This is a genomic window from Streptomyces sp. NPDC046977 (assembly GCF_040644455.1).
Classification (GTDB): domain Bacteria; phylum Actinomycetota; class Actinomycetes; order Streptomycetales; family Streptomycetaceae; genus Actinacidiphila.
Map to the genome: position 1 here is coordinate 45,850 of NZ_JBEYWO010000002.1, position 19,167 is coordinate 65,016.

Here is a 19,167-nt window from a genome sequence, read left to right on the forward strand (position 1 = left end):
GGTGCGCATAGTGTGGAGGTGATGCGGTCGTCTGCCAAGATGGGGGCGACGATGACGTCGATCCCAGGTCAGGGTCACTCACCGAACAACCCGCACATCACAAGGAGCGGACACAATGCCCATCGCAACCCCCGAGATCTACAGCGAGATGCTCGACCGGGCGAAGGCAGGCAGGTTCGCCTACCCGGCCATCAACGTGACCTCGACCCAGACCCTGCACGCCGCGCTGCGCGGCTTCGCGGAGGCGGAGAGCGACGGCATCGTCCAGATCTCCACGGGCGGCGCCGAGTTCCTCGGCGGCCAGTACAGCAAGGACATGGTCACCGGTTCGGTGGCGCTCGCCGAGTTCGCGCACATCGTCGCGGAGAAGTACCCGGTCAACGTCGCGCTGCACACCGACCACTGCCCGAAGGACAAGCTCGACGGCTATGTGCGCCCGCTGCTGAAGCTCTCCCAGGAGCGCGTGGCCGCCGGCCGCAACCCGCTGTTCCAGTCGCACATGTGGGACGGCTCCGCCGAGACCCTCGACCACAACCTCGCCATCGCGCAGGAGCTGCTGGCCGAGGCCGCCAAGGCGAAGATCATCCTCGAGGTGGAGATCACCCCCACCGGCGGTGAGGAGGACGGCGTCTCCCACGAGATCAACGACGAGCTCTACACCACCGTCGAGGACGCGCTGCGCACCGCCGAGGCCCTCGGCCTGGGCGAGAAGGGCCGCTACCTGCTCGCCGCCTCCTTCGGCAACGTGCACGGCGTCTACAAGCCGGGCAACGTCGTGCTCCGCCCCGAGCTCCTGAAGGACCTCCAGGCGGGCGTGGGCGCCAAGTACGGCAAGCAGGAGCCGTTCTGGTTCGTCTTCCACGGCGGCTCCGGCTCCACCAAGCAGGAGATCGCCACGGCGCTGGAGAACGGCGTCGTCAAGATGAACATCGACACCGACACCCAGTACGCCTTCACCCGCCCGGTCGTGGAGCACATGTTCCGCAACTACGACGGTGTGCTGAAGGTCGACGGCGAGGTCGGCAGCAAGAAGCAGTACGACCCGCGCACCTGGGGCAAGTCGGCCGAGGCCGGCATGGCCGCCCGCGTTGTCGAGGCCTGCGGCGACCTGCGGTCCGCCGGTACCCGCATGAAGTAGCCGTCGCCCACGCGCACGGCACCGCCACCGGGCCCGGTCCCTCCACGAGGAGGGGCCGGGCCCCGGCCATACTGGGGCCCATGGCCATTCACGAGAACCTGCTCGGGGGACCGCCCCCGACGAACCTGCCCGACGACCCCGAGCCGCGCGAGCTGCTCGCCTCCGGGGCGGCCGCCGCCGATGTCGCCGCGAAGTACCCGACGTCCTCCCTGGCCTGGGCGGAGCTGGCGGACGACGCCTTCGCCGGCGGCCGGGTCGTCGAGTCGTACGCCTACGCGCGCACCGGTTACCACCGCGGCCTGGACGCCCTGCGCCGCAACGGCTGGAAGGGCCACGGCCCGGTGCCCTGGGAGCACGAGCCCAACCGCGGTTTCCTGCGCGCCCTGCACGCGCTGGCGCGGGCGGCGCAGTCGATCGGGGAGAAGGAGGAGTACGAGCGCTGCTCGGCCTTCCTGCGGGACTCCTCCCCGACCGCCGCGGACACCCTGGGCTGACGCCCGCGGGGCCCGGAACGGCCGAGCCAGGACCATCGCGGCAGGTGGGAGGGGCTTGCCGGACCGGGCCCCGACCACGCATGATGCGCGATGGGTCCGGCATGCGCGTGTGCGCGGACCCGAGGGGACCGGGGCCCGCCGTCGTACGGCGGGGGGCAGACCGCTACCCGGTAGCTCGTATTCACGGAGACACCGATGTCCCACCACCCCGATGTTTCCCAGGCGGCCCCCGAGGCCCCGCACCTGGACTTCGAGGGAACGACCCCGTACGAGGACTACGTCCAGGCGGACGTCCTCACCCACCTTCAGCAGCCCCGCTCCGACGACCCCGGCGAGATGGTCTTCCTGGTGACCACCCAGGTCATGGAGCTGTGGTTCACCGTCATCGTGCACGAGTGGGAGACCGCCTCCCGGGCGCTGGCGGCCGACGACCTGCCGACGGCGATGGCCGCGCTCAAGCGCAGCACGTACGAACTGCAGTCGCTGAACGCCTCGTGGGAGCCGATCGCGCACCTCACCCCGGCGCAGTTCAACGCCTACCGGGCCGCGCTCGGCGAGGGTTCCGGCTTCCAGTCCGCGATGTACCGGCGCATGGAGTTCCTGCTGGGCGAGAAGTCGTCCTCCATGCTGGTGCCGCACCGCGGCTCGCCGCGCGTCCACGCCGAGCTGGAGAAGGCGCTCCACGAGCCGAGCCTGTACGACGAGGTGCTGCGCCTGCTGGCCCGCCGCGGGCACGCGATTCCGGCGCGGGACGACCTGTCCCAGCGGTACGAGGGCGACCCGGCCGTCGAGCGGGCCTGGCAGCAGATCTACTCCGGTGACCAGGACGCCGACCTGGTGCGGCTCGGCGAGGCGCTGACCGAGGTCGCCGAACTGGTCTGGCGCTGGCGCAACGACCACCTGGTCGCCACCCGCCGCGCGATGGGCGCCAAGACCGGCACGGGCGGCTCCGCGGGGGTCGCCTGGCTGGAGAAGCGCGCCACGAAGAACGTGTTCCCCGAGCTCTGGACGGCCCGCAGCCATGTCTGACACTCCGCACCTCCCCGAGTCCGTGTCCGTGTCCGAGTCCGAGTCGGAGTCCCCGGCGGCGAAGGCGCTGCGCCTCGACACCGCCGACGAACTGGCCAAGGTCCGCGACCGCTTCGTGATGGACGACGTGATCTACCTGGACGGCAACTCGCTGGGCGCGCTGCCCGCCGCGGTGCCGGACCGGATCGCGGACGTCATCGCGCGCGAGTGGGGCGCGCTGCGCATCCGCTCGTGGGACGAGAGCGGATGGTGGACCGCGCCCGAGCGGATCGGCGACCGTGTCGGCGCGCTCGTCGGTGCCGCCGCCGGCCAGGTCGTGGTCGGCGACTCCACCAGCGTCAATGTCTTCAAGGCCGTCGTGGGTGCCGTTCGGATGGCCCAGCAGGCCGACCCGGCCCGCACCGAGGTGCTGGTCGACGCCACGACGTTCCCCACCGACGGCTACATCGCGGAGTCCGCCGCGCGGATGACCGGCTGCTCGATCCGCGCGGTCGGCGCCGAAGACATCGCCGCCGCGGCCGGCCCGCGCACCGCCGTCGCCCTGGTCAATCACGTCGACTACCGCACCGGCCGGCTCAACGACCTGCCGGGCACCACCGCCGCGGTCCACGCCGCCGGCGCGCTGGTGGTCTGGGACCTGTGCCACACGGCGGGGGCCCTGCCGGTGGGCCTGGACGAGCACGGCGTGGACCTGGCGGTCGGCTGCACGTACAAGTATCTCAACGGCGGCCCGGGCGCGCCCGCGTACCTGTACGTCCGCCGCGACCTGCAGCCGCGCTTCGACTCGCCGCTGCCGGGCTGGAACTCCCACCGCGACCCGTTCGCGATGGAGGCCGCCTACCGTCCCGCCGACGGCAGTGTCCGCGGCCGGGTCGGCACCCCGGAGATCCTGTCGCTGCTGGCGCTGGACACGGCCCTCGACGTCTGGGACGGCGTGTCCCTGGGCGCCGTGCGGGCCAAGAGCCTGGCCCTGACCGACTTCTTCCTGGAGTGCGTGGCCGCGTACGTCCCGGCGGGCGCGGTCACCGCGGTGACCCCGGCCGCGCACGCCGAACGCGGCAGCCAGGTCGCCCTGCGGTGCGCCGACGCGGGCGCGGTGATGACGGAACTCATCGGCCGGGGCGTGGTGGGGGACTTCCGGGAGCCGGATATCCTCCGCTTCGGATTCACCCCGCTCTACACGAGGTTCGCGGACGCGGAGCGCGCGGCGCGGGTCCTCGCCGAGGTCCTCGAAGGAAGCCGGTAAGCATGCACGACCCCACCCCGCCCCCCGTCTCCGCCGGCCGGCCGGAGACGGCTTCCGGGCCGAGCGAGACCACCGCGGCCGGCGTCGCCGGGGCGGGGGAGGGGGCCGCGCTGCGGGACGCCGCCGAGGAGGCGTCGGCGCTGGGGCACGCCCCCGTGGCGCCGGACGCCACCGCCGCGTACGGCGAACACCCCGACCAGGTCGTCGACTTCCACCGCCCGGCCGGCGCCGACCAGGGGCGGCCGGGGCCGCTCGTGGTGTTCTTCCACGGCGGCGCCTGGCGGGCCGCGTACGACAGGAAGCACGTCTCGCCGCTCGCCGCGTTCCTGGCGCGGCGCGGCTTCGCCGTGGCCTCGGTGGAGTACCGCCGGGGCAACGGCGGCGCGGTGGCGGGACGCTGGCCGGACACCTTCGACGACGTGGCCGCGGCCGTGGACGCCGTGCCGGGCCTGGCCGTGGCGGCCCTGGGACCGCAGGCCGTGGACCCCCGGCGGATCGTGCTCGCCGGGCACTCCGCCGGTGGCCATCTCGCGCTGTGGGCGGCCGCGCGGCACGTACTGCCGCCCGGGTCGCGCTGGCACCGCCCGGCGCCCGCCCCGCTGCGCGGGGTCGTCGCCCTGTCGCCCCTGGCGGACTTCGCGACGGCGGTGGAGCTGGACGTGTGCTCCGGCGCGGTCGCGGAACTGCTCGGCGGCCCGGAGCAGCTGGCGTCGCGCGGCCCCGAGACCGACCCGGCCGCGCTGCTGCCCACCGGCATCCCGGTGACCGTCGTGCACGGCAGCGCCGACACCGTGGTGCCGCCGCGGGTGGCGGAGGCCTTCGTGGCCGCGACGGCCAAGGCGGGCGAGGAGGCACAGCTGACGCTGCTGGCGGACGTGGGCCACTTCCCGGTCATCGACCCGGACGCCGACGCGGCGGCCGTGGTCGCCGAGGAGATCGCGCAACTGGCCTGGTGACGCCCGTGTCGTACTTGAGACGGATGCCCGGACGTCATCTTCTGCGGTGACGACGGCGAACCGACCGATCCCTACGGTGATGACGTGACCGAGACAAGCCAGACCACGCTGCGGACCGAGCTCCGCATGGCGCGGGGCGCCCTGCAGGGGCTGCGGCGTGACCTGATAACCGACGCCTTCGCCTTCCACCCGATGGCACCGCTCCGGGACGGGCACCCGCTGCTCGGCCTGGTGCCGCGGCGGTTCCGCGGGTACGCCCGCTGGCTGCCGCACGCGGCGCTGACCGGCTTCACGGTGCTGCTGATGCTGACGGCGGCGGAGAGTTACTCCGGGCTCGGCGGCGTACTGGCCGCGCTGCTCGCCGGGGTGCCGCTGCTGACGACGATGTTCCGGCCGATCGGCGCCTGGTGGCTGTCGTTCGGGGCGACGGTCGTGACGGGGGTGCTGTTCTCCGACGGCTGGTCGTCCACCGGGCCGTGGACGGACACCGGGTTCTTCTCGCACCTGGTGGTGATGGGGGTGGTGGCGGCCCGCACCCGGCCGCGGGTGGCCGCCGAGATGTGGCTGCTCACCGCGCTGCTCGGGCTGGCCTTCAGCTCCTGGGGAGGCTGGTACGGGGCCGACCCCTTCATCATGGTCTTCCTGTCCGGCGTTGTGCTGTTCGTCGTGGCGGCGGTGCGCGGACTGCGCGACTCCCGCAAGGAGGTGGCCGCGCAGGTCGCCGTCACCGAGGTCGAGCGCACCCGGCGCACGCTGCTGGAGGAGCGCACGACCATCGCCCGCGAACTGCACGATGTCGTCGCCCACCACATGTCGGTGATCGCCATCCAGGCGGAGGCCGCCCCCTACCGCGTCGAGAACCCGCCCGAGGAGCTGACCCAGAGCTTCGCGATCATCCGCGAGAACGCCGTCATCGCCCTCACCGAACTGCGCCGGGTGCTCGGCGTCGTACGGGCCGAGGACTACCAGGCCCCGGACGCGCCGCAGCCGACCCTCGCCGACCTCGACCGGCTGATCGCCAATGTGCGCGAGGCGGGGCTGCAGGTGGAGAAGACGGTCACCGGCGCGGTGCGCGAACTGCCGCAGGGCGTCGAGCTGTCGGCGTACCGGATCATCCAGGAGGGGCTGAGCAACACGCTGCGGCACGCGCCGGGCGCCGCCGCCCGGGTCGAGATCTCCTACGTCCTCGGCGGGATCGGCCTGCGGGTCCTCAACGGGCCGCCGCGCGGCCTGCTGAAGCCCTCGCCGGGCGCCGGCCACGGCATCACCGGCATGCGGGAGCGGGTGACGATGCTCGGCGGCGAGATGACCGACGGGACCACGGACGACGGCGGTTACGAGGTCGCGGTCTTCATCCCGGTCCCCGGGGAGCGGGCATGACGGCGAAGACCATCCGGGTGCTGATCGCGGACGACCAGATGATGGTCCGCGAGGGGTTCTCGGTGCTGCTCAACGCGCAGCCGGACATCGAGGTGGTCGGCGAGGCGGTCGACGGCCGGCAGGCGGTCGAGCAGGTCGCGGCGCTGCGGCCGGACGTGGTCCTGATGGACATCCGCATGCCCGAGATGAACGGGCTGGAGGCGACCCGCGAGATCGTCGCCGCGGACGCCGACGCCAAGGTGCTCGTGCTGACCACCTTCGACCTGGACGAGTACGTCTACCAGGCGCTGCGGGCGGGCGCGTCGGGCTTCCTGCTCAAGGACGCCTCCGCGCGCCAGCTCGCCGACGGGGTGCGGGTCGTGGCCGCCGGGGACGCCCTGCTGGCCCCGGCGATCACCCGGCGGCTCATCACCGAGTTCAACCGGCTCGGCACACCGCGGCCGCCGACCCAGGAGCGCGTCGGAGACCTCACGGAGCGTGAGACCGAGGTACTGGTGCTGGTCGCCCAGGGACTGTCCAACGCGGAGATCGCCGGGCACCTGGTCGTCGCGGAGTCCACGGTGAAGACCCACGTGAGCAGGGTGCTGGTGAAGCTCGGGCTGCGGGACCGGACCCAGGCGGCGGTCTTCGCGTACGAGGCGCGGCTGGTCACCCCTGGCGGCTGACGGGACGGAGGGTAGTCTCCGCACATGAGCAGCCCTGCGACCGCCTTCGATCCCTGGTCGGCCGAGTTCGTGGCCGACCCCTACCCGGCGTACTCCCGGCTTCGGGCGGAGGGCCGCGCGCACTGGTTCGAGCCCAGCGGCCAGTGGCTGATCCCGCACTACGCGGACGTCAGCGCACTGCTGCGGGACCGCCGCCTCGGCCGTACCTACCTGCACCGCTTCAGCCACGAGGACTTCGGGCGCACCCCGCCGCCGCCCGAGCACGAGCCCTTCACCGTGCTCAACGGCAACGGCCTGCTGGACCTGGAGGCCCCGGACCACACCCGCATCCGGCGGCTGGTCTCCAAGGCCTTCACCCCGCGCACGGTCGAACGCCTCACCCCGACCGTCCAGCGGCTGGCCGGCGAACTCGTCGAGCGGCTGGTCGCCGAGGGCGGCGGCGACCTGATCGCCGCCGTCGCCGAACCGCTGCCGGTCGCCGTCATCGCCGAGATGCTCGGGATACCGGCCCGCGACCGGCACCTGCTGCGGCCGTGGTCCGCGGACATCGTCGGGATGTTCGAGCTCAACCCGACCGAGGAGGCCGCCCGGCGGGCGGTCCGGGCGAGCGAGGAGTTCTCCGAGTACCTGCGCGAACTGATCGCCGAGCGGCGCAAGGCCCCCGGCGAGGACCTGATCAGCGCGCTGATCGCGGCGCACGACGAGGGGGACCGGCTCAGCGAGCAGGAGATGGTCTCCACCTGCGTGCTGCTGCTGAACGCCGGCCACGAGGCGACCGTCAACACCACCGGGAACAGCTGGTGGACGCTGTTCCGGCACCCCGAGCAGCTGGCGGCACTGCGCGCGGCACCGGAGGAGCTGCTGCCGACCGCGATCGAGGAACTGCTGCGCTTCGACACCCCGTTGCAGATGTTCGAGCGCTGGGTGCTGGACGACATCGAGGTCGGCGGCACCGTCATCCCGCGCGGCAGCGAGGTGGCCCTGCTGTTCGGGTCCGCCAACCGCGACCCCGAGCGGTTCGCCGACCCCGACCACCTGGACCTGACGCGGCCCGACAACCCGCACATCACCTTCGGCGCCGGCATCCACTACTGCCTCGGCGCGCCCCTGGCCCGCATCGAACTCGCCGCATCCTTCTCGGCCCTCCTGCGGCGCGCGCCACGGCTGGAACTGGTGGCGGAACCGGCCTGGAACGAGGGATACGTCATCCGCGGCCTGCGGGAACTGCGCGTGAGCTGCTGAACGCCGGCGCGCCCCCGCCCACCCGGTCCTCCCGGGCGGGCGGGGCGCCCCGCCGTCGTGATGTCACGCGGCGAGGTCCCGGCGACGCAGGGCCGCGAGCCCGGCCGCGCCCAGGGCGAGCGCCAGCACGGTGAGCAGCACCAGCGGGCCCGCGGTGACCTCCGCGGACGGCGCCTTGGGAAGGTGGGTGAAGACCGACAGGTCCATCACCCAGGGCGAGAGCTTCAGCGCCGGTCCGTACAGCCCGATCCCCAGGGTCAGCGAGGCCACGCCCCAACTCGCCACCGCGGCCTTGGGAACGGCGCCGTACAGCAGGAGCGCGACCGCCGCCACGCACCACACGGCAGGCAGTTGCACCAGCGCCGCACCGGTCAGCCGCACCGTCTGACGGCCCACGTCACCGGCCGTCGCCCCGTAACCGAGGCCCATGGTGAGCCCGGACACCAGCATGAGCAGCACGGACCCGCCGGCGGCGAGCAGCGTGTGGCTCACGGCCCAGCGGACCCGGCCGACCCCGGTGGCCAGAACGGGTTCGGTGCGGCCGGAGTTCTCCTCGCCCTGGAGCCGCAGGACGGCCTGGACGGCATAGAGCGCCGCGATCATGCCCATCACGCCGCTCATCGAGGCGAGATAGGAGTCGACGAGACCCGACGCCCCACCCATCTCCCGGATGACATCCGCGAGTTGCTCATTGCCGCGCACGAGGTCGGTGGCCCCGTCGGCCAGCGCGCCGAGCGTGGCGCCGCCCACGGCGAAGCCGAACGCCCAGCCCCATAGGGAGCCGCGCTGCAGCCGCCAGGCCAGGCCCTGCACACCGCGCAGCCGGGGCCCGGCCGCGGCCGGGCCGGGACGCGACGGGATGAGGGAGGCGTCGATGTCCCGTCGGGCGACCAGGGCGTACGCGAGGGCGACGAGCCCGGCGACCCACCCGGCGAACAGCGCGAGCACCCACCAGCGTTCGCCGCCGTAGGGGCGTATGTTCTCGGCCCAGCCGAGCGGCGAGAGCCAGGTCAGGGTGCCGGAGCCGCCGTCCCCCGCGGCGCGCACCAGGAAGGCGAGCCCGAGCACGGCGCCGCCTATGCCCCGGGCGGCGCGGGCGCTCTCGGTGAGCTGCGCGGCGACCGCGCCGACGGCGGCGAAGGCGCAGCCCGTGCCCGCGAAGGCACCACCGAAGGCCAGGGCCCCGAGCCCGCCGTGGCCCAGCAGCCCCAGCGAGACCAGGACGCCGAGCGCGACGGAGGCCCCGCAGCCGGTGAGCAGGGCGGCGGCCAGCGGCGCCCGGCGGCCCACGGCCCCCGCGCCGACGAGTTCCAGCCGGCCCTCCTCCTCTTCCTCACGGGTGTGCCGGACGACCAGGAGCACGGCCATCAGCCCCGTGGCGGCGGCGCCGAAGGCCATCATGCGCCAGGCCGTCAGCCCGCCGATGCCGGTGTCGAAGACGGGTCCGTACAACGCCCGCAGCGAGGCGCTGCCCGCGGTGCTCGCGGCGACCTCGGCGCGCTTGGCGGCGGTGTCGTACAGCGAGCCGAAGGCCGAGGCGGTGGAGACGACGAGCAGGGCGATCGGCACCGTCCACGCCGGGATCATGATCCGGTCGCGGCGCAGCGCGAGGCGCGTGAGCACCGCCGTCCCGGCGAGCGCGTCCGGCCGCGTCACTGCGCCACCTCGGCCATGCCCGCGGTGTCGCTGTCGCCGGTCTCGTAGTGCCGCAGGAACAGCTCCTCCAGCGTGGGCGGCGTACTGGTCAGGCTGCGCACCCCGGCCTCGCTCAACCGCCGCAGCACCGCGTTGAGTTCCCCCGCGTCGACCTGCAGCTTCACCCGGTTCCCCCGGACGTCCAGGTCGTGCACGCCGGGCATTCCTTCCAGGCCCGCGACCGGCCCGGCGAGCTCGGCGGTGACCGAGGTCCGGGTGAGATGCCGCAACTCGGCCAGGCTCCCGGTCTCGACGGTGCGTCCCTTGCGGATGATGCTCACCCGGTCGCACAGCGCCTCGACCTCGCTGAGGATGTGACTGGACAGCAGCACCGTGCGCCCGCGGTCGCGCTCCTCCCGGACGCACTCCCGGAAGACCTCCTCCATCAGGGGGTCCAGCCCGGAGGTGGGCTCGTCGAGTATCAGCAGCTCCACATCGGAGGCGAACGCGGCGACGAGCGCGACCTTCTGCCGGTTGCCCTTCGAGTACGCGCGGCCCTTCTTCGTCGGGTCCAGCTCGAAGCGCTCCAGCAACCGACCCCTGCGCGCCCGGTCCAGCCCGCCGCGCAGCCGCCCGAGCAGGTCGATGACCTCGCCGCCGCTGAGGTTGCGCCAGAGCGTGACGTCACCGGGGACGTAGGCCAGGCGCCGGTGCAGCGGGACCGCGTCCCGCCACGGGTCCCCGCCCAGCAGTTGGGCGGCCCCGCTGTCCGCGCGCAGGAGCCCCAGCAGGACCCGGATGGTCGTGGACTTCCCCGCCCCGTTGGGCCCGAGGAAGCCGTGCACCTCGCCCGTCTCGACGGTCAGGTCCAGGCCGTCCAGTGCGTGTGTGCGGCCGAAGGACTTGTGGAGTCCGGCCACACTGATTGCCTTCGTCATGATTGTGAACGTACAGTAGATTCACGAATTTGTGAAGATAAGGAACCGTATAAACTCCGGACGGGAGGCGATAGAGGTGGCAGAGCGATCCATCGAGCCGATGACGTTCGTCGAACGGTTCGCGGCGGAACTGGTCGAGGCCGGCATGCAGCGTATGGCCGCCCGCGTCTTCGCGGCGCTGCTCGCCTCCGACACCGGCATGCTCAGCGCCGCCGAACTGGCCGAACGCCTCCAGGCCAGCCCCGCCGCGGTCTCCGGCGCGGTCCGCTACCTATCCCAGGTCGGCATGCTGACCCGCGAACGCGAGCCGGGCTCCCGGCGCGAGCGCTACCGCGTGCACAGCGACCAGTGGTACGAGACCTTCACCCGCCGCGACCGCATCCTCGCCCGCTGGGAGGGCACCCTCCGCGACGGCATCGAGGCCGTGGGCCCCGACACCCCCGCCGGCCGCCGCATCGCGGAGACCGCCGCCTTCTTCGACTTCCTCCAGAACGAGATCGTCGAGCTGATGGACCGCTGGCGCGACCGCAAAACCGAACTCCGCAAGAGCGGCCTCCTCTAGCGCCGGGCTCCCCTGTCGAGCGCACGGGCCCCGTTCGGACGGTGTGCGGTCCGACGCGTGCATGGCGAGTGGGCCGAACCTGCGCGGCTGTGACGTGGGGAAGGCCAAGCGGCCCCGTTCGGACGCTGTTCCGGTGAGCGGGCCGATGTGTGCATGGCGAGTGAGCCGAAGGGAGCGGCCGTTGCCGAAAGGGAGAGCGCGCGGAGGCCGCGAGGAACGAGCGGCCGAGCACGGTCGACCGTCGGCGACGGCTTGAGCGAACCGGAGGCGAACCGAGCCTCACAATCAAAAGGACCGCGGCACCGTCAGCCGCCACGCGCCCGGCATCACTGTCCACGTGCGCCGCCGGACCGGCCCCGCGCTCGCCGCGTCCGCGGTGTAGCGGAAGTCGCGCCCGGAGACCGTGACCGTGCGGGCGTGCACCGGGCCGGCCGGGGCGGCCCCGTCGCGGCGGACGAGGACCTCGGCGGTGCCGGGGGCGGCCATGGAGACGGACACCTCCTCGACGCAGTCGTCCAGGTCGGCCAGGACGACCCCGTCGGCCTCGACGCGCAGTCGCTGCACGCCGCGCATGGCGAGCCCCGCGGGGTGGCCGTGCAGGCTGAACGTGCGGGCGAGCGAGCGGGCGCGCCGTTCGACGGGCATCAGCCATGCCGGGGTCGCGGAGGAGATGCGCAGGGCGCCCAGCACGATGCCGCCGCTGTCGTCGAGCAGGAGGTCCAGTTCCCGTTCGGCCCCGTCGAGCACGGCCCGTGCCGCGTTCACCGCGCCGCCGGGCACGCCCAGGGCGCGGGCCAGGGCGGTGCTTCGTCCGACCGGGACCAGCCCGACCACCGCCTCGCCCAGCGCACGCGCCCCGTGCAGTGCCCGTACGGTCCGCAGCAGCGCCGCGTCGTCGCCGACCACGACCGGGCGTCGTCGCCCCCGGTGCTCCAGCACCCGTACGGCCTCTTCCTCGGACTCCGGAAGCGCGATCTTCACGGAGGGCGATCCTCCGCACAGCACATCCTTCGCGATGCGTACGGATTCGCCGTCCATGACACGGGCGGCGGGGTCGATGACCACGAGCAGGGGTTGCCCGACCGGTCGCTGAGCCGACACCTTGGTCCTTCCTCAGGTAACATCTCGGTGCAAGAGCCCCTTGCGCTGCCTTGCGCCAGGGGCTTCGTCTATTCCGGGGCACCGGTCCGACCGCTCTCCCCGCCATGGGGAGCCACGTTGGACATGCCCCGCCCGGAAGGGGTGTACGCCTGTGCCCGCACTTGTGCTGCTCGGTGCTCAGTGGGGTGACGAGGGCAAGGGGAAGGCCACCGACCTGCTCGGTGGATCCGTGGACTACGTGGTGCGCTACCAGGGCGGCAACAACGCCGGCCACACGGTGGTGGTCGGTGACCAGAAGTACGCGCTGCACCTTCTGCCCTCCGGAATCCTCTCGCCCGGGTGCACCCCCGTGATCGGCAACGGTGTCGTCGTCGACCCGGCGGTCCTGCTCTCCGAGCTGAGCGGGCTGAACGAGCGCGGCGTCGACACGTCCAAGCTCCTCATCAGCGGCAACGCGCACCTGATCACGCCGTACCACCAGACCCTGGACAAGGTGACGGAACGCTTCCTCGGCAAGCGCAGGATCGGCACCACCGGCCGCGGCATCGGCCCGGCGTACGCGGACAAGATCAACCGTGTGGGCATCCGGGTGCAGGACCTCTTCGACGAGTCGATCCTGCGGCAGAAGGTCGAGGCCGCGCTGCACGACAAGAACCAGGTGCTGGTCAAGATCTTCAACCGGCGGGCGATCAGCATCGACCAGGTTGTCGAGGAGTACCTGGGCTACGCCGAGCAGATCGGGGGCTACGTCGCGGACACGACGTTCCTGCTGAACTCCGCTCTCGACGAGGGCAAGGTCGTGCTCCTGGAGGGCGGCCAGGGCACCCTGCTGGACGTCGACCACGGCACGTATCCCTTCGTGACGTCCTCGAACCCGACCGCGGGCGGTGCCTGCACGGGCTCGGGCATCGGCCCCACCAAGATCAGCCGGGTCATCGGCATCCTGAAGGCGTACACCACCCGCGTCGGCGCGGGCCCGTTCCCGACCGAGCTGTTCGACGAGGACGGCGACGCGCTGCGGCGCATCGGCGGCGAGCGCGGTGTCACCACCGGCCGGGACCGCCGGTGCGGCTGGTTCGACGCGGTGATCGCCCGCTACGCGACCCGGGTCAACGGCCTCACCGACTTCTTCCTCACCAAGCTCGACGTGCTGACCGGCTGGGAGCGCATCCCGGTCTGCGTCGCGTACGAGATCGACGGCAAGCGCGTCGAGGAACTGCCCTTCAGCCAGACCGACTTCCACCACGCGAAGCCGGTCTACGAGACGCTGCCCGGCTGGAGCGAGGACATCACCAAGGCCAAGACCTTCGCCGACCTGCCGAAGAACGCGCAGGCGTACGTGAAGGCGCTGGAGGAGATGTCGGGCGCCCCGATCTCGGCCATCGGCGTCGGCCCCGGCCGGACCGAGACGATCGAGATCAACTCGTTCCTGTAGCCGCACCCGGGGCCGCGGGACGGTCCCACCGGACGAAGGGGCGGGCGCGCCGTACAACCTGTCGGCGCGCCCGCCCACCGGGATACAGGGTGCCAATGGGAGCCCGTCCGGGCGTCTGCTTAGCCTTGGGGCCATGACCCCTCCTTACGCAGACCCCGAGACCGGCGCCGCCGTCAAGGCCGCCGACCGCGCGCACGTCTTCCACTCCTGGTCGGCGCAAGGCCTGATCGACCCGCTCGCGGTCGCCGGGGCGGAGGGCGCGTACTTCTGGGACTACGACGGCAACCGCTACCTGGACTTCACCAGCGGCCTGGTGTTCACCAACATCGGTTACCAGCACCCGAAGGTCGTCGCCGCGATCCAGGAGCAGGCCGCGAAGCTCGTCACGTTCGCGCCCGCCTTCGCCGTGGAGGCGCGCTCCGAGGCCGCCCGGCTGATCGCCGAGCGCACCCCCGGCGACCTGAACAAGATCTTCTTCACCAACGGCGGCGCCGAGGCCGTCGAGAACGCGGTGCGGATGGCCCGGCTGCACACCGGCCGCCCCAAGGTGCTCTCCGCGTACCGCTCGTACCACGGAGGCACCGCCGCCGCGATCAACCTGACCGGTGACCCGCGCCGCTGGGCGTCGGACAGCGGCTCGGCCGGTGTCGTCCACTTCTGGGCGCCGTTCCTCTACCGCTCGCCGTTCCACGCGGAGACCGAGGAGCAGGAGCGCGACCGCGCGCTGCAGCACCTGGAGGACACGATCGTCTTCGAGGGGCCGCAGACCGTCGCCGCGATCGTGCTGGAGACGGTGCCGGGCACGGCGGGCATCATGGTGCCGCCGCCCGGATATCTGGCGGGCGTCCGCGAGATCTGCGACCGGTACGGCATCGTCCTCGTCCTGGACGAGGTCATGGCCGGTTTCGGCCGCACCGGCAGCTGGTTCGCCGCGGAGCAGTTCGACGTCGTCCCCGACCTGCTGACCTTCGCCAAGGGCGTCAACTCCGGTTACGTGCCGCTCGGCGGGGTCGCCATCAGCGAGGAGATCGCCGCGACGTTCGCCACCCGCCCCTACCCCGGCGGGCTGACCTACTCCGGCCACCCGCTGGCCTGCGCCGCGGCCGTCGCCACGATCGGGGTGATGGAGGACGAGGGCGTGGTCGCCCGGGCCGCCGAACTCGGCGAGCACACCATCGGCCCCAGGCTGCGCGAACTGGCCGGCCGCCACCCGTCGGTCGGCGAGGTGCGGGGCCTGGGCGCCTTCTGGGCGCTGGAGCTGGTGCGCGACCGGGAGACCCGCGAGCCCCTGGTGCCGTACAACGCCTCGGGCGAGGCGAACGCCCCCATGGCGGCCTTCGCGGCGGCCTGCAAGAAGAGCGGTCTGTGGCCGTTCGTGAACATGAACCGCACCCATGTGGTGCCCGCCTGCAACATCACCGAGGCCGAGGCCAAGGAGGGCCTCGCGCTCCTCGACGCGGCCCTGTCGGTCGCGGACGAGCACACGGTCTGAACCCGGCCGGCCGCGCGTGACCGACGCCACAGGCGCCGACCACCCGCGGCCGGGCCTCGCATAGGGTGAGGCGCATTCAGGCGCACGCACATCCGAGGGAGGCACCGGGCATGCGGGATGGTGCAGACGCAGGGCGCCCCGTCAGACGGAGCAGTCTGCGCCAGCAGATCGCCGACGCTCTGCGCGACGAGGTGCTCACCGGCCGCATGGCCGCCGGACGCCACTTCACCGTGAAGGAGATCGCCGAGCTGTACGAGGTCTCCGCGACGCCTGTGCGCGAGGCGCTGGTCGACCTCGCCGCGCAGGGACTGCTCGAGGTCGAGCACCATCGCGGCTTCCAGGTGCGCCGCTTCAGCGAATCCGAGTTCCGCTCCATGGTGGGGGCCCGCACCCTGGTCGTGGAGGGCATCTTCCGGCGGATCGCCACACGCGGCATGCGGGAGGTCGAACCGGCCGCGGTCGCCTCCGTCCGCCGCCGCGCGGAGGCCGCCGCGCCGGCCGCCCGGGCCGGTGAGCTGGACGTGCTCATCGGCCACGACATCCGCTTCTGGCGCGAGCTGACCGCGCTGGCCGGCAATGCCCATGTCGCCGAGTTCCTGGACCGCATCCGCATGCAGACCTGGGTGTACGAGGTGCCCTTCCTGCGCGCCCGCACCTCCCTGGAGGGGGTGTGCTGGGCGGACCACGTGGAGCTGGTGGGCGCGGTCGAGAAGCGCGATCCGGAGACCGCCCAGCGGATCATGGAGGAATTCAACGACCACTCTCTCGCCCTGATGCGTCGGCCCCCCGCCTCCTAGCCGACTACGCTGGCCCGACCACGTACGGAAGGACTTGGAGCGCCTGTGGCCTGCGACTTGTGGCTGGTTCCCCTGGTGGACGTGCTCTGCCACAGCCCGGACAACCCGTTCGCCGAGGAAATCGCCCGCTACGACAAGGCACTGAGCGACGCCGGTCTGCCACCGGTGCCCGTCTACAGCTACATGCCCGGCCTGTCCGGCGACGTCGCGCCGGTCGCCGGTTTCGACTACGACGCGCTGCACTTCCTGCGCAGGGCGTACCTGCTGCAGATCCAGGGCCTGGCCGTCACCCCTGTCGACGAACTCGGCGGGGACTACGAGCAGTTGCTGGAGATGTTCGAGACCACCGCCCAGCAGTCGCACCTGGTGTGGCACTACGACCACGCCGGCGCCTATGTGCCGCTGGACTTCCCCTTCCCGCTGGTCAACGACGAACTGCTGGAGGGCGGCGGCCCCTTGGGCTCGGCCCACGGGCTGCTGCGCGAGCTGGACTTCGTGGCGCCGGTCATCGGCATCGACCCGCTCAACCCGCCGCCCCCGCCCCTGCCGCCGGCCGGGCCCACCGAGCTGGAGGAGCCGGCCGCCGCGCCCGCTTCCGGCGACGGCGGCCCCTTCGCGCGGGAACGGCACGTGTGGCTCGGGCTGCACGCGGCCGCCACCCGGTCGCTCGGCCAGGGCTCGATGATCGTCTTCAGTTAGCCGTTCCCAAGGCGCGGTTCAGCCGGCGCGCGGCCCCTCCGGGGGCCGCTGGCGCGGCATGTTCGGCCGGCCGCCCGGCAGCAGCGGGAACCGCCCGCCGGTGCCGGGCGTACCGCCGCCCTCCGGGCTCCGCGCGCCCCATCCCCAGGTCAGGGACTGCGTGCGCAGGGGGGCGCCGCCGGCCCGGAAGTCCAGCATCCAGTCGGCGGTCTCGGACCGTACGAGCTCCGAGACGTCCTCGGAGAAGCGGCGCAGCACCGTCAGACAGCGCTCGGCCGCCTCGGCCGCGGTCCCCTCGGTGGGGCCGAGCACCTCGCGCACGGACTCCGAGGCCCAGTCGTAGCGCAGTGCCTCCAGACGGCGCTGCACGGCCTGCGCGGTGGCCACGTCCCGCATCCAGCCGGCGGTCAGGCCGAGATGGCGGTCCAGACCGACGCAGACCACGGCCAGCAGCAGCGCGGCGTACGCCCAGCGGTCGCGCACCCCCGCGCCGGTCACGGCGACGACGGCGCCGGAGGTCGCGGCCAGTGCGGCCGCGACCCGCAGCCCCCTGGCCCACAGCCGCTTGCGCACCCGGTCGGCGAGGTACCACTCGACCGTGCGCAGCGCCTCCGCCTCGGCCCAGCGGTAGAGCTCCTCCAGCCGTTCCGCGGGCTCGCCCCAGTCGCCCAGCGGGAACGAGGGTGCCCGCAGGTCCTCCCGCTGCCGGTGGAGCGCCCGCCGTTTCGGTTCCTCCCGAGGTACTTCCTCGGGATACATGTCCGGCTGGCTCACCTGCACGCTCCCTCGTGACGTCGATGACGGAGCCCCCTTCTTACCGCCGAACGGCTGAGCTTGCGAAGTGGATGACGGTAATTCCGCCCTTACGGGGTGCTTGATCAGGTATGGGCTCCCGCAGGCAGCACCCGAACGAGTGACGACCGCGGGCGTCGGGAGGGGCACGGGGGAGCCGGTGGCCAGCCGATACCCTTGGCGCCGTGAACGTCCTTGTCATCGGCGGCGGTGCCCGCGAACATGCCCTGTGCCGCGCTCTGTCCCTCGACCCCGACGTGGCGGCGCTGCACTGCGCCCCCGGGAACGCCGGCATCGCCGAGGTGGCGCGGCTGCACGCGGTGGACCCCCTGGACGGGGACGCGGTCGCGGACCTCGCGACCCGGCTGGGGGCCGACCTCGTGATCGTCGGCCCCGAGGCCCCGCTCGTGGCGGGCGTCGCGGACGCGGTGCGCGCCCGCGGCATCGACTGCTTCGGCCCCTCGCGAGAGGCCGCGGCCCTGGAGGGCTCCAAGGCGTTCGCCAAGGACGTGATGGCGGCGGCCGCGGTGCCCACCGCGCGCGCGTACGTGTGCACCACCCCCGCCGAGGTCGACGAGGCGCTGGACGCCTTCGGCGCCCCGTACGTCGTCAAGGACGACGGCCTGGCCGCGGGCAAGGGCGTCGTGGTGACCGACGACCTGGAGGCCGCCCGGGCCCACGCCAACGCCTGCGAGCGCGTCGTGATCGAGGAGTACCTGGACGGCCCGGAGGTCTCGCTCTTCGCCGTCACCGACGGCGAGACCGTCGTCCCGCTCCAGCCCGCGCAGGACTTCAAGCGCGCCCACGACGCGGACGAGGGCCCCAACACCGGCGGCATGGGCGCGTACAGCCCGCTGCCGTGGGCCGACCCGCGGCTGGTCGAGGAGGTGGAGCGCACGGTGCTCCAGCCGACCGTCGACGAACTGCGCCGCCGCGGCACGCCCTTCTCCGGGCTGCTGTACGCGGGCCTGGCCATCACCTCGCGCGGTGTGCGGGTCATCGAGTTCAACGCGCGCTTCGGCGACCCGGAGACCCAGGTCGTGCTGGCCCGCCTCAAGACCCCGCTGGCGGGGCTGCTGCGGGCCGCGGCGAGCGGCCGGCTGGCCGCCTTCCCCGCGCTGCGCTGGAGCGAGGGCGCGGCGGTCACCGTCGTGGTCGCGTCCGAGAACTACCCCGGCACGCCGCGCACCGGTGACCCGATCACCGGCCTGGACGAGGTCGCCGCCGAGGACGAGCACGCCTACGTGCTGCACGCGGGCACCAAGGCGGACGCCGACGGGCGGGTGGTGAGCGCGGGGGGCCGCGTCCTGTCGGTCACGGCGACCGGGGCGGACCTCGCCAAGGCCCGCGAGCGCGCGTACCGGGCGGTGGCCCGGATCGGCCTGAAGGGCTCGCACCATCGTTCGGATATCGCGGAAAAGGCCGCCAGGGGCTGAACCCTGGGCAAGGCCACTCCAAGGGGTGATGGCTTGCCCATCCTGCTGACGTGAGCCCGGGGCCCAACTAGGGTGCGGCGCAAGCGCACTGCGAGAGCGCACGACCACCGCACAATCGGCCCTACCGGCA

18 protein-coding genes are annotated in these 19,167 nt (G+C 72.9%); 14 read left to right on the forward strand and 4 right to left on the reverse strand.

The genetic code is table 11. The annotated features are described in order from the left end of the window. Positions 1 to 115 precede the first annotated feature (115 nt). The 8 genes from fbaA (at position 116) to ABZ883_RS02725 (ending at position 8,150) form a co-directional block, all read left to right on the forward strand. Complete coding sequence (gene fbaA, locus ABZ883_RS02690; protein WP_360900357.1) at positions 116 to 1,138, forward strand: class II fructose-bisphosphate aldolase; 1,023 nt, start codon at positions 116 to 118, stop codon at positions 1,136 to 1,138. An 80-nt stretch (positions 1,139 to 1,218) separates the two neighbouring features. Beyond that, positions 1,219 to 1,632 (forward strand): DUF3151 domain-containing protein, encoded by a 414-nt coding sequence (locus tag ABZ883_RS02695; RefSeq protein WP_360900360.1) that lies wholly within the window; start codon positions 1,219 to 1,221, stop codon positions 1,630 to 1,632. A 195-nt stretch (positions 1,633 to 1,827) separates the two neighbouring features. After that, the gene (locus ABZ883_RS02700; RefSeq protein ID WP_360900363.1) at positions 1,828 to 2,661 is read left to right on the forward strand and encodes a tryptophan 2,3-dioxygenase family protein; all 834 of its coding nucleotides are present in this window, start codon (positions 1,828 to 1,830) and stop codon (positions 2,659 to 2,661) included. Beyond that, on the forward strand, positions 2,654 to 3,907 hold the full coding sequence (kynU, locus tag ABZ883_RS02705; RefSeq protein WP_360900366.1) for a kynureninase: 1,254 nt from the start codon (positions 2,654 to 2,656) through the stop codon (positions 3,905 to 3,907). Before ABZ883_RS02700 ends, kynU begins: the two co-directional genes overlap by 8 nt. A 2-nt stretch (positions 3,908 to 3,909) precedes the next feature. Beyond that, positions 3,910 to 4,863, forward strand: a complete 954-nt coding sequence (locus ABZ883_RS02710) for an alpha/beta hydrolase (protein WP_360900369.1) — start codon at positions 3,910 to 3,912, stop codon at positions 4,861 to 4,863. 126 nt (positions 4,864 to 4,989) lie between these two features. Further along, positions 4,990 to 6,243, forward strand: a complete 1,254-nt coding sequence (locus tag ABZ883_RS02715; protein WP_360901599.1) for a histidine kinase — start codon at positions 4,990 to 4,992, stop codon at positions 6,241 to 6,243. Then, positions 6,240 to 6,908, forward strand: coding sequence for a response regulator transcription factor (locus tag ABZ883_RS02720; RefSeq protein WP_360900372.1), 669 nt, complete (start codon positions 6,240 to 6,242; stop codon positions 6,906 to 6,908). The genes ABZ883_RS02715 and ABZ883_RS02720 overlap by 4 nt, the downstream gene beginning before the upstream one ends. 24 nt (positions 6,909 to 6,932) lie before the next feature. Further along, a complete protein-coding gene (locus ABZ883_RS02725) occupies positions 6,933 to 8,150 on the forward strand; it encodes a cytochrome P450 (RefSeq protein ID WP_360900375.1) in 1,218 nt (405 codons plus the stop codon). A gap of 63 nt (positions 8,151 to 8,213) precedes the next feature. Here the strand turns inward: ABZ883_RS02725 and ABZ883_RS02730 are convergent, their stop codons facing one another. Together ABZ883_RS02730 and ABZ883_RS02735 are read right to left on the reverse strand one after the other, a co-directional pair. After that, complete coding sequence (locus ABZ883_RS02730; protein ID WP_360901601.1) at positions 8,214 to 9,737, reverse strand: ABC transporter permease; 1,524 nt, start codon at positions 9,735 to 9,737, stop codon at positions 8,214 to 8,216. 65 nt (positions 9,738 to 9,802) lie between these two features. Then, a complete protein-coding gene (locus ABZ883_RS02735) occupies positions 9,803 to 10,723 on the reverse strand; it encodes an ABC transporter ATP-binding protein (protein WP_360900378.1) in 921 nt (306 codons plus the stop codon). A gap of 100 nt (positions 10,724 to 10,823) precedes the next feature. Here ABZ883_RS02735 and ABZ883_RS02740 point away from each other — a divergent pair, with 100 nt between their 5' ends. Continuing rightward, positions 10,824 to 11,285 (forward strand): MarR family transcriptional regulator, encoded by a 462-nt coding sequence (locus ABZ883_RS02740; RefSeq protein ID WP_360901604.1) that lies wholly within the window; start codon positions 10,824 to 10,826, stop codon positions 11,283 to 11,285. A 285-nt stretch (positions 11,286 to 11,570) separates the two neighbouring features. Here ABZ883_RS02740 and ABZ883_RS02745 read toward each other — a convergent pair whose 3' ends face one another. After that, complete coding sequence (locus ABZ883_RS02745; protein WP_360901607.1) at positions 11,571 to 12,350, reverse strand: diacylglycerol kinase; 780 nt, start codon at positions 12,348 to 12,350, stop codon at positions 11,571 to 11,573. A gap of 187 nt (positions 12,351 to 12,537) precedes the next feature. On the opposite strand from ABZ883_RS02745, the gene ABZ883_RS02750 reads away from it, so the two are divergent. The 4 genes from ABZ883_RS02750 (at position 12,538) to ABZ883_RS02765 (ending at position 16,809) form a co-directional block, all read left to right on the forward strand. Continuing rightward, positions 12,538 to 13,821 carry an adenylosuccinate synthase gene (locus tag ABZ883_RS02750; protein ID WP_360900381.1) on the forward strand — a complete coding sequence of 428 codons (1,284 nt, stop codon included), beginning with the start codon at positions 12,538 to 12,540 and terminating at the stop codon, positions 13,819 to 13,821. 133 nt (positions 13,822 to 13,954) lie between these two features. Further along, complete coding sequence (locus ABZ883_RS02755; RefSeq protein ID WP_360900384.1) at positions 13,955 to 15,313, forward strand: aspartate aminotransferase family protein; 1,359 nt, start codon at positions 13,955 to 13,957, stop codon at positions 15,311 to 15,313. A gap of 110 nt (positions 15,314 to 15,423) precedes the next feature. Beyond that, a complete protein-coding gene (locus tag ABZ883_RS02760) occupies positions 15,424 to 16,110 on the forward strand; it encodes a GntR family transcriptional regulator (RefSeq protein ID WP_360900387.1) in 687 nt (228 codons plus the stop codon). A gap of 45 nt (positions 16,111 to 16,155) precedes the next feature. Continuing rightward, a complete protein-coding gene (locus tag ABZ883_RS02765; protein ID WP_360900390.1) occupies positions 16,156 to 16,809 on the forward strand; it encodes a hypothetical protein in 654 nt (217 codons plus the stop codon). An 18-nt stretch (positions 16,810 to 16,827) separates the two neighbouring features. Here the strand turns inward: ABZ883_RS02765 and ABZ883_RS02770 are convergent, their stop codons facing one another. After that, on the reverse strand, positions 16,828 to 17,583 hold the full coding sequence (locus tag ABZ883_RS02770) for an SLATT domain-containing protein (RefSeq protein WP_360900393.1): 756 nt from the start codon (positions 17,581 to 17,583) through the stop codon (positions 16,828 to 16,830). A gap of 203 nt (positions 17,584 to 17,786) precedes the next feature. Between ABZ883_RS02770 and purD the strand changes: the two genes are divergently transcribed. Further along, positions 17,787 to 19,037, forward strand: a complete 1,251-nt coding sequence (gene purD / locus ABZ883_RS02775; RefSeq protein ID WP_360900396.1) for a phosphoribosylamine--glycine ligase — start codon at positions 17,787 to 17,789, stop codon at positions 19,035 to 19,037. Positions 19,038 to 19,167 lie beyond the last annotated feature (130 nt).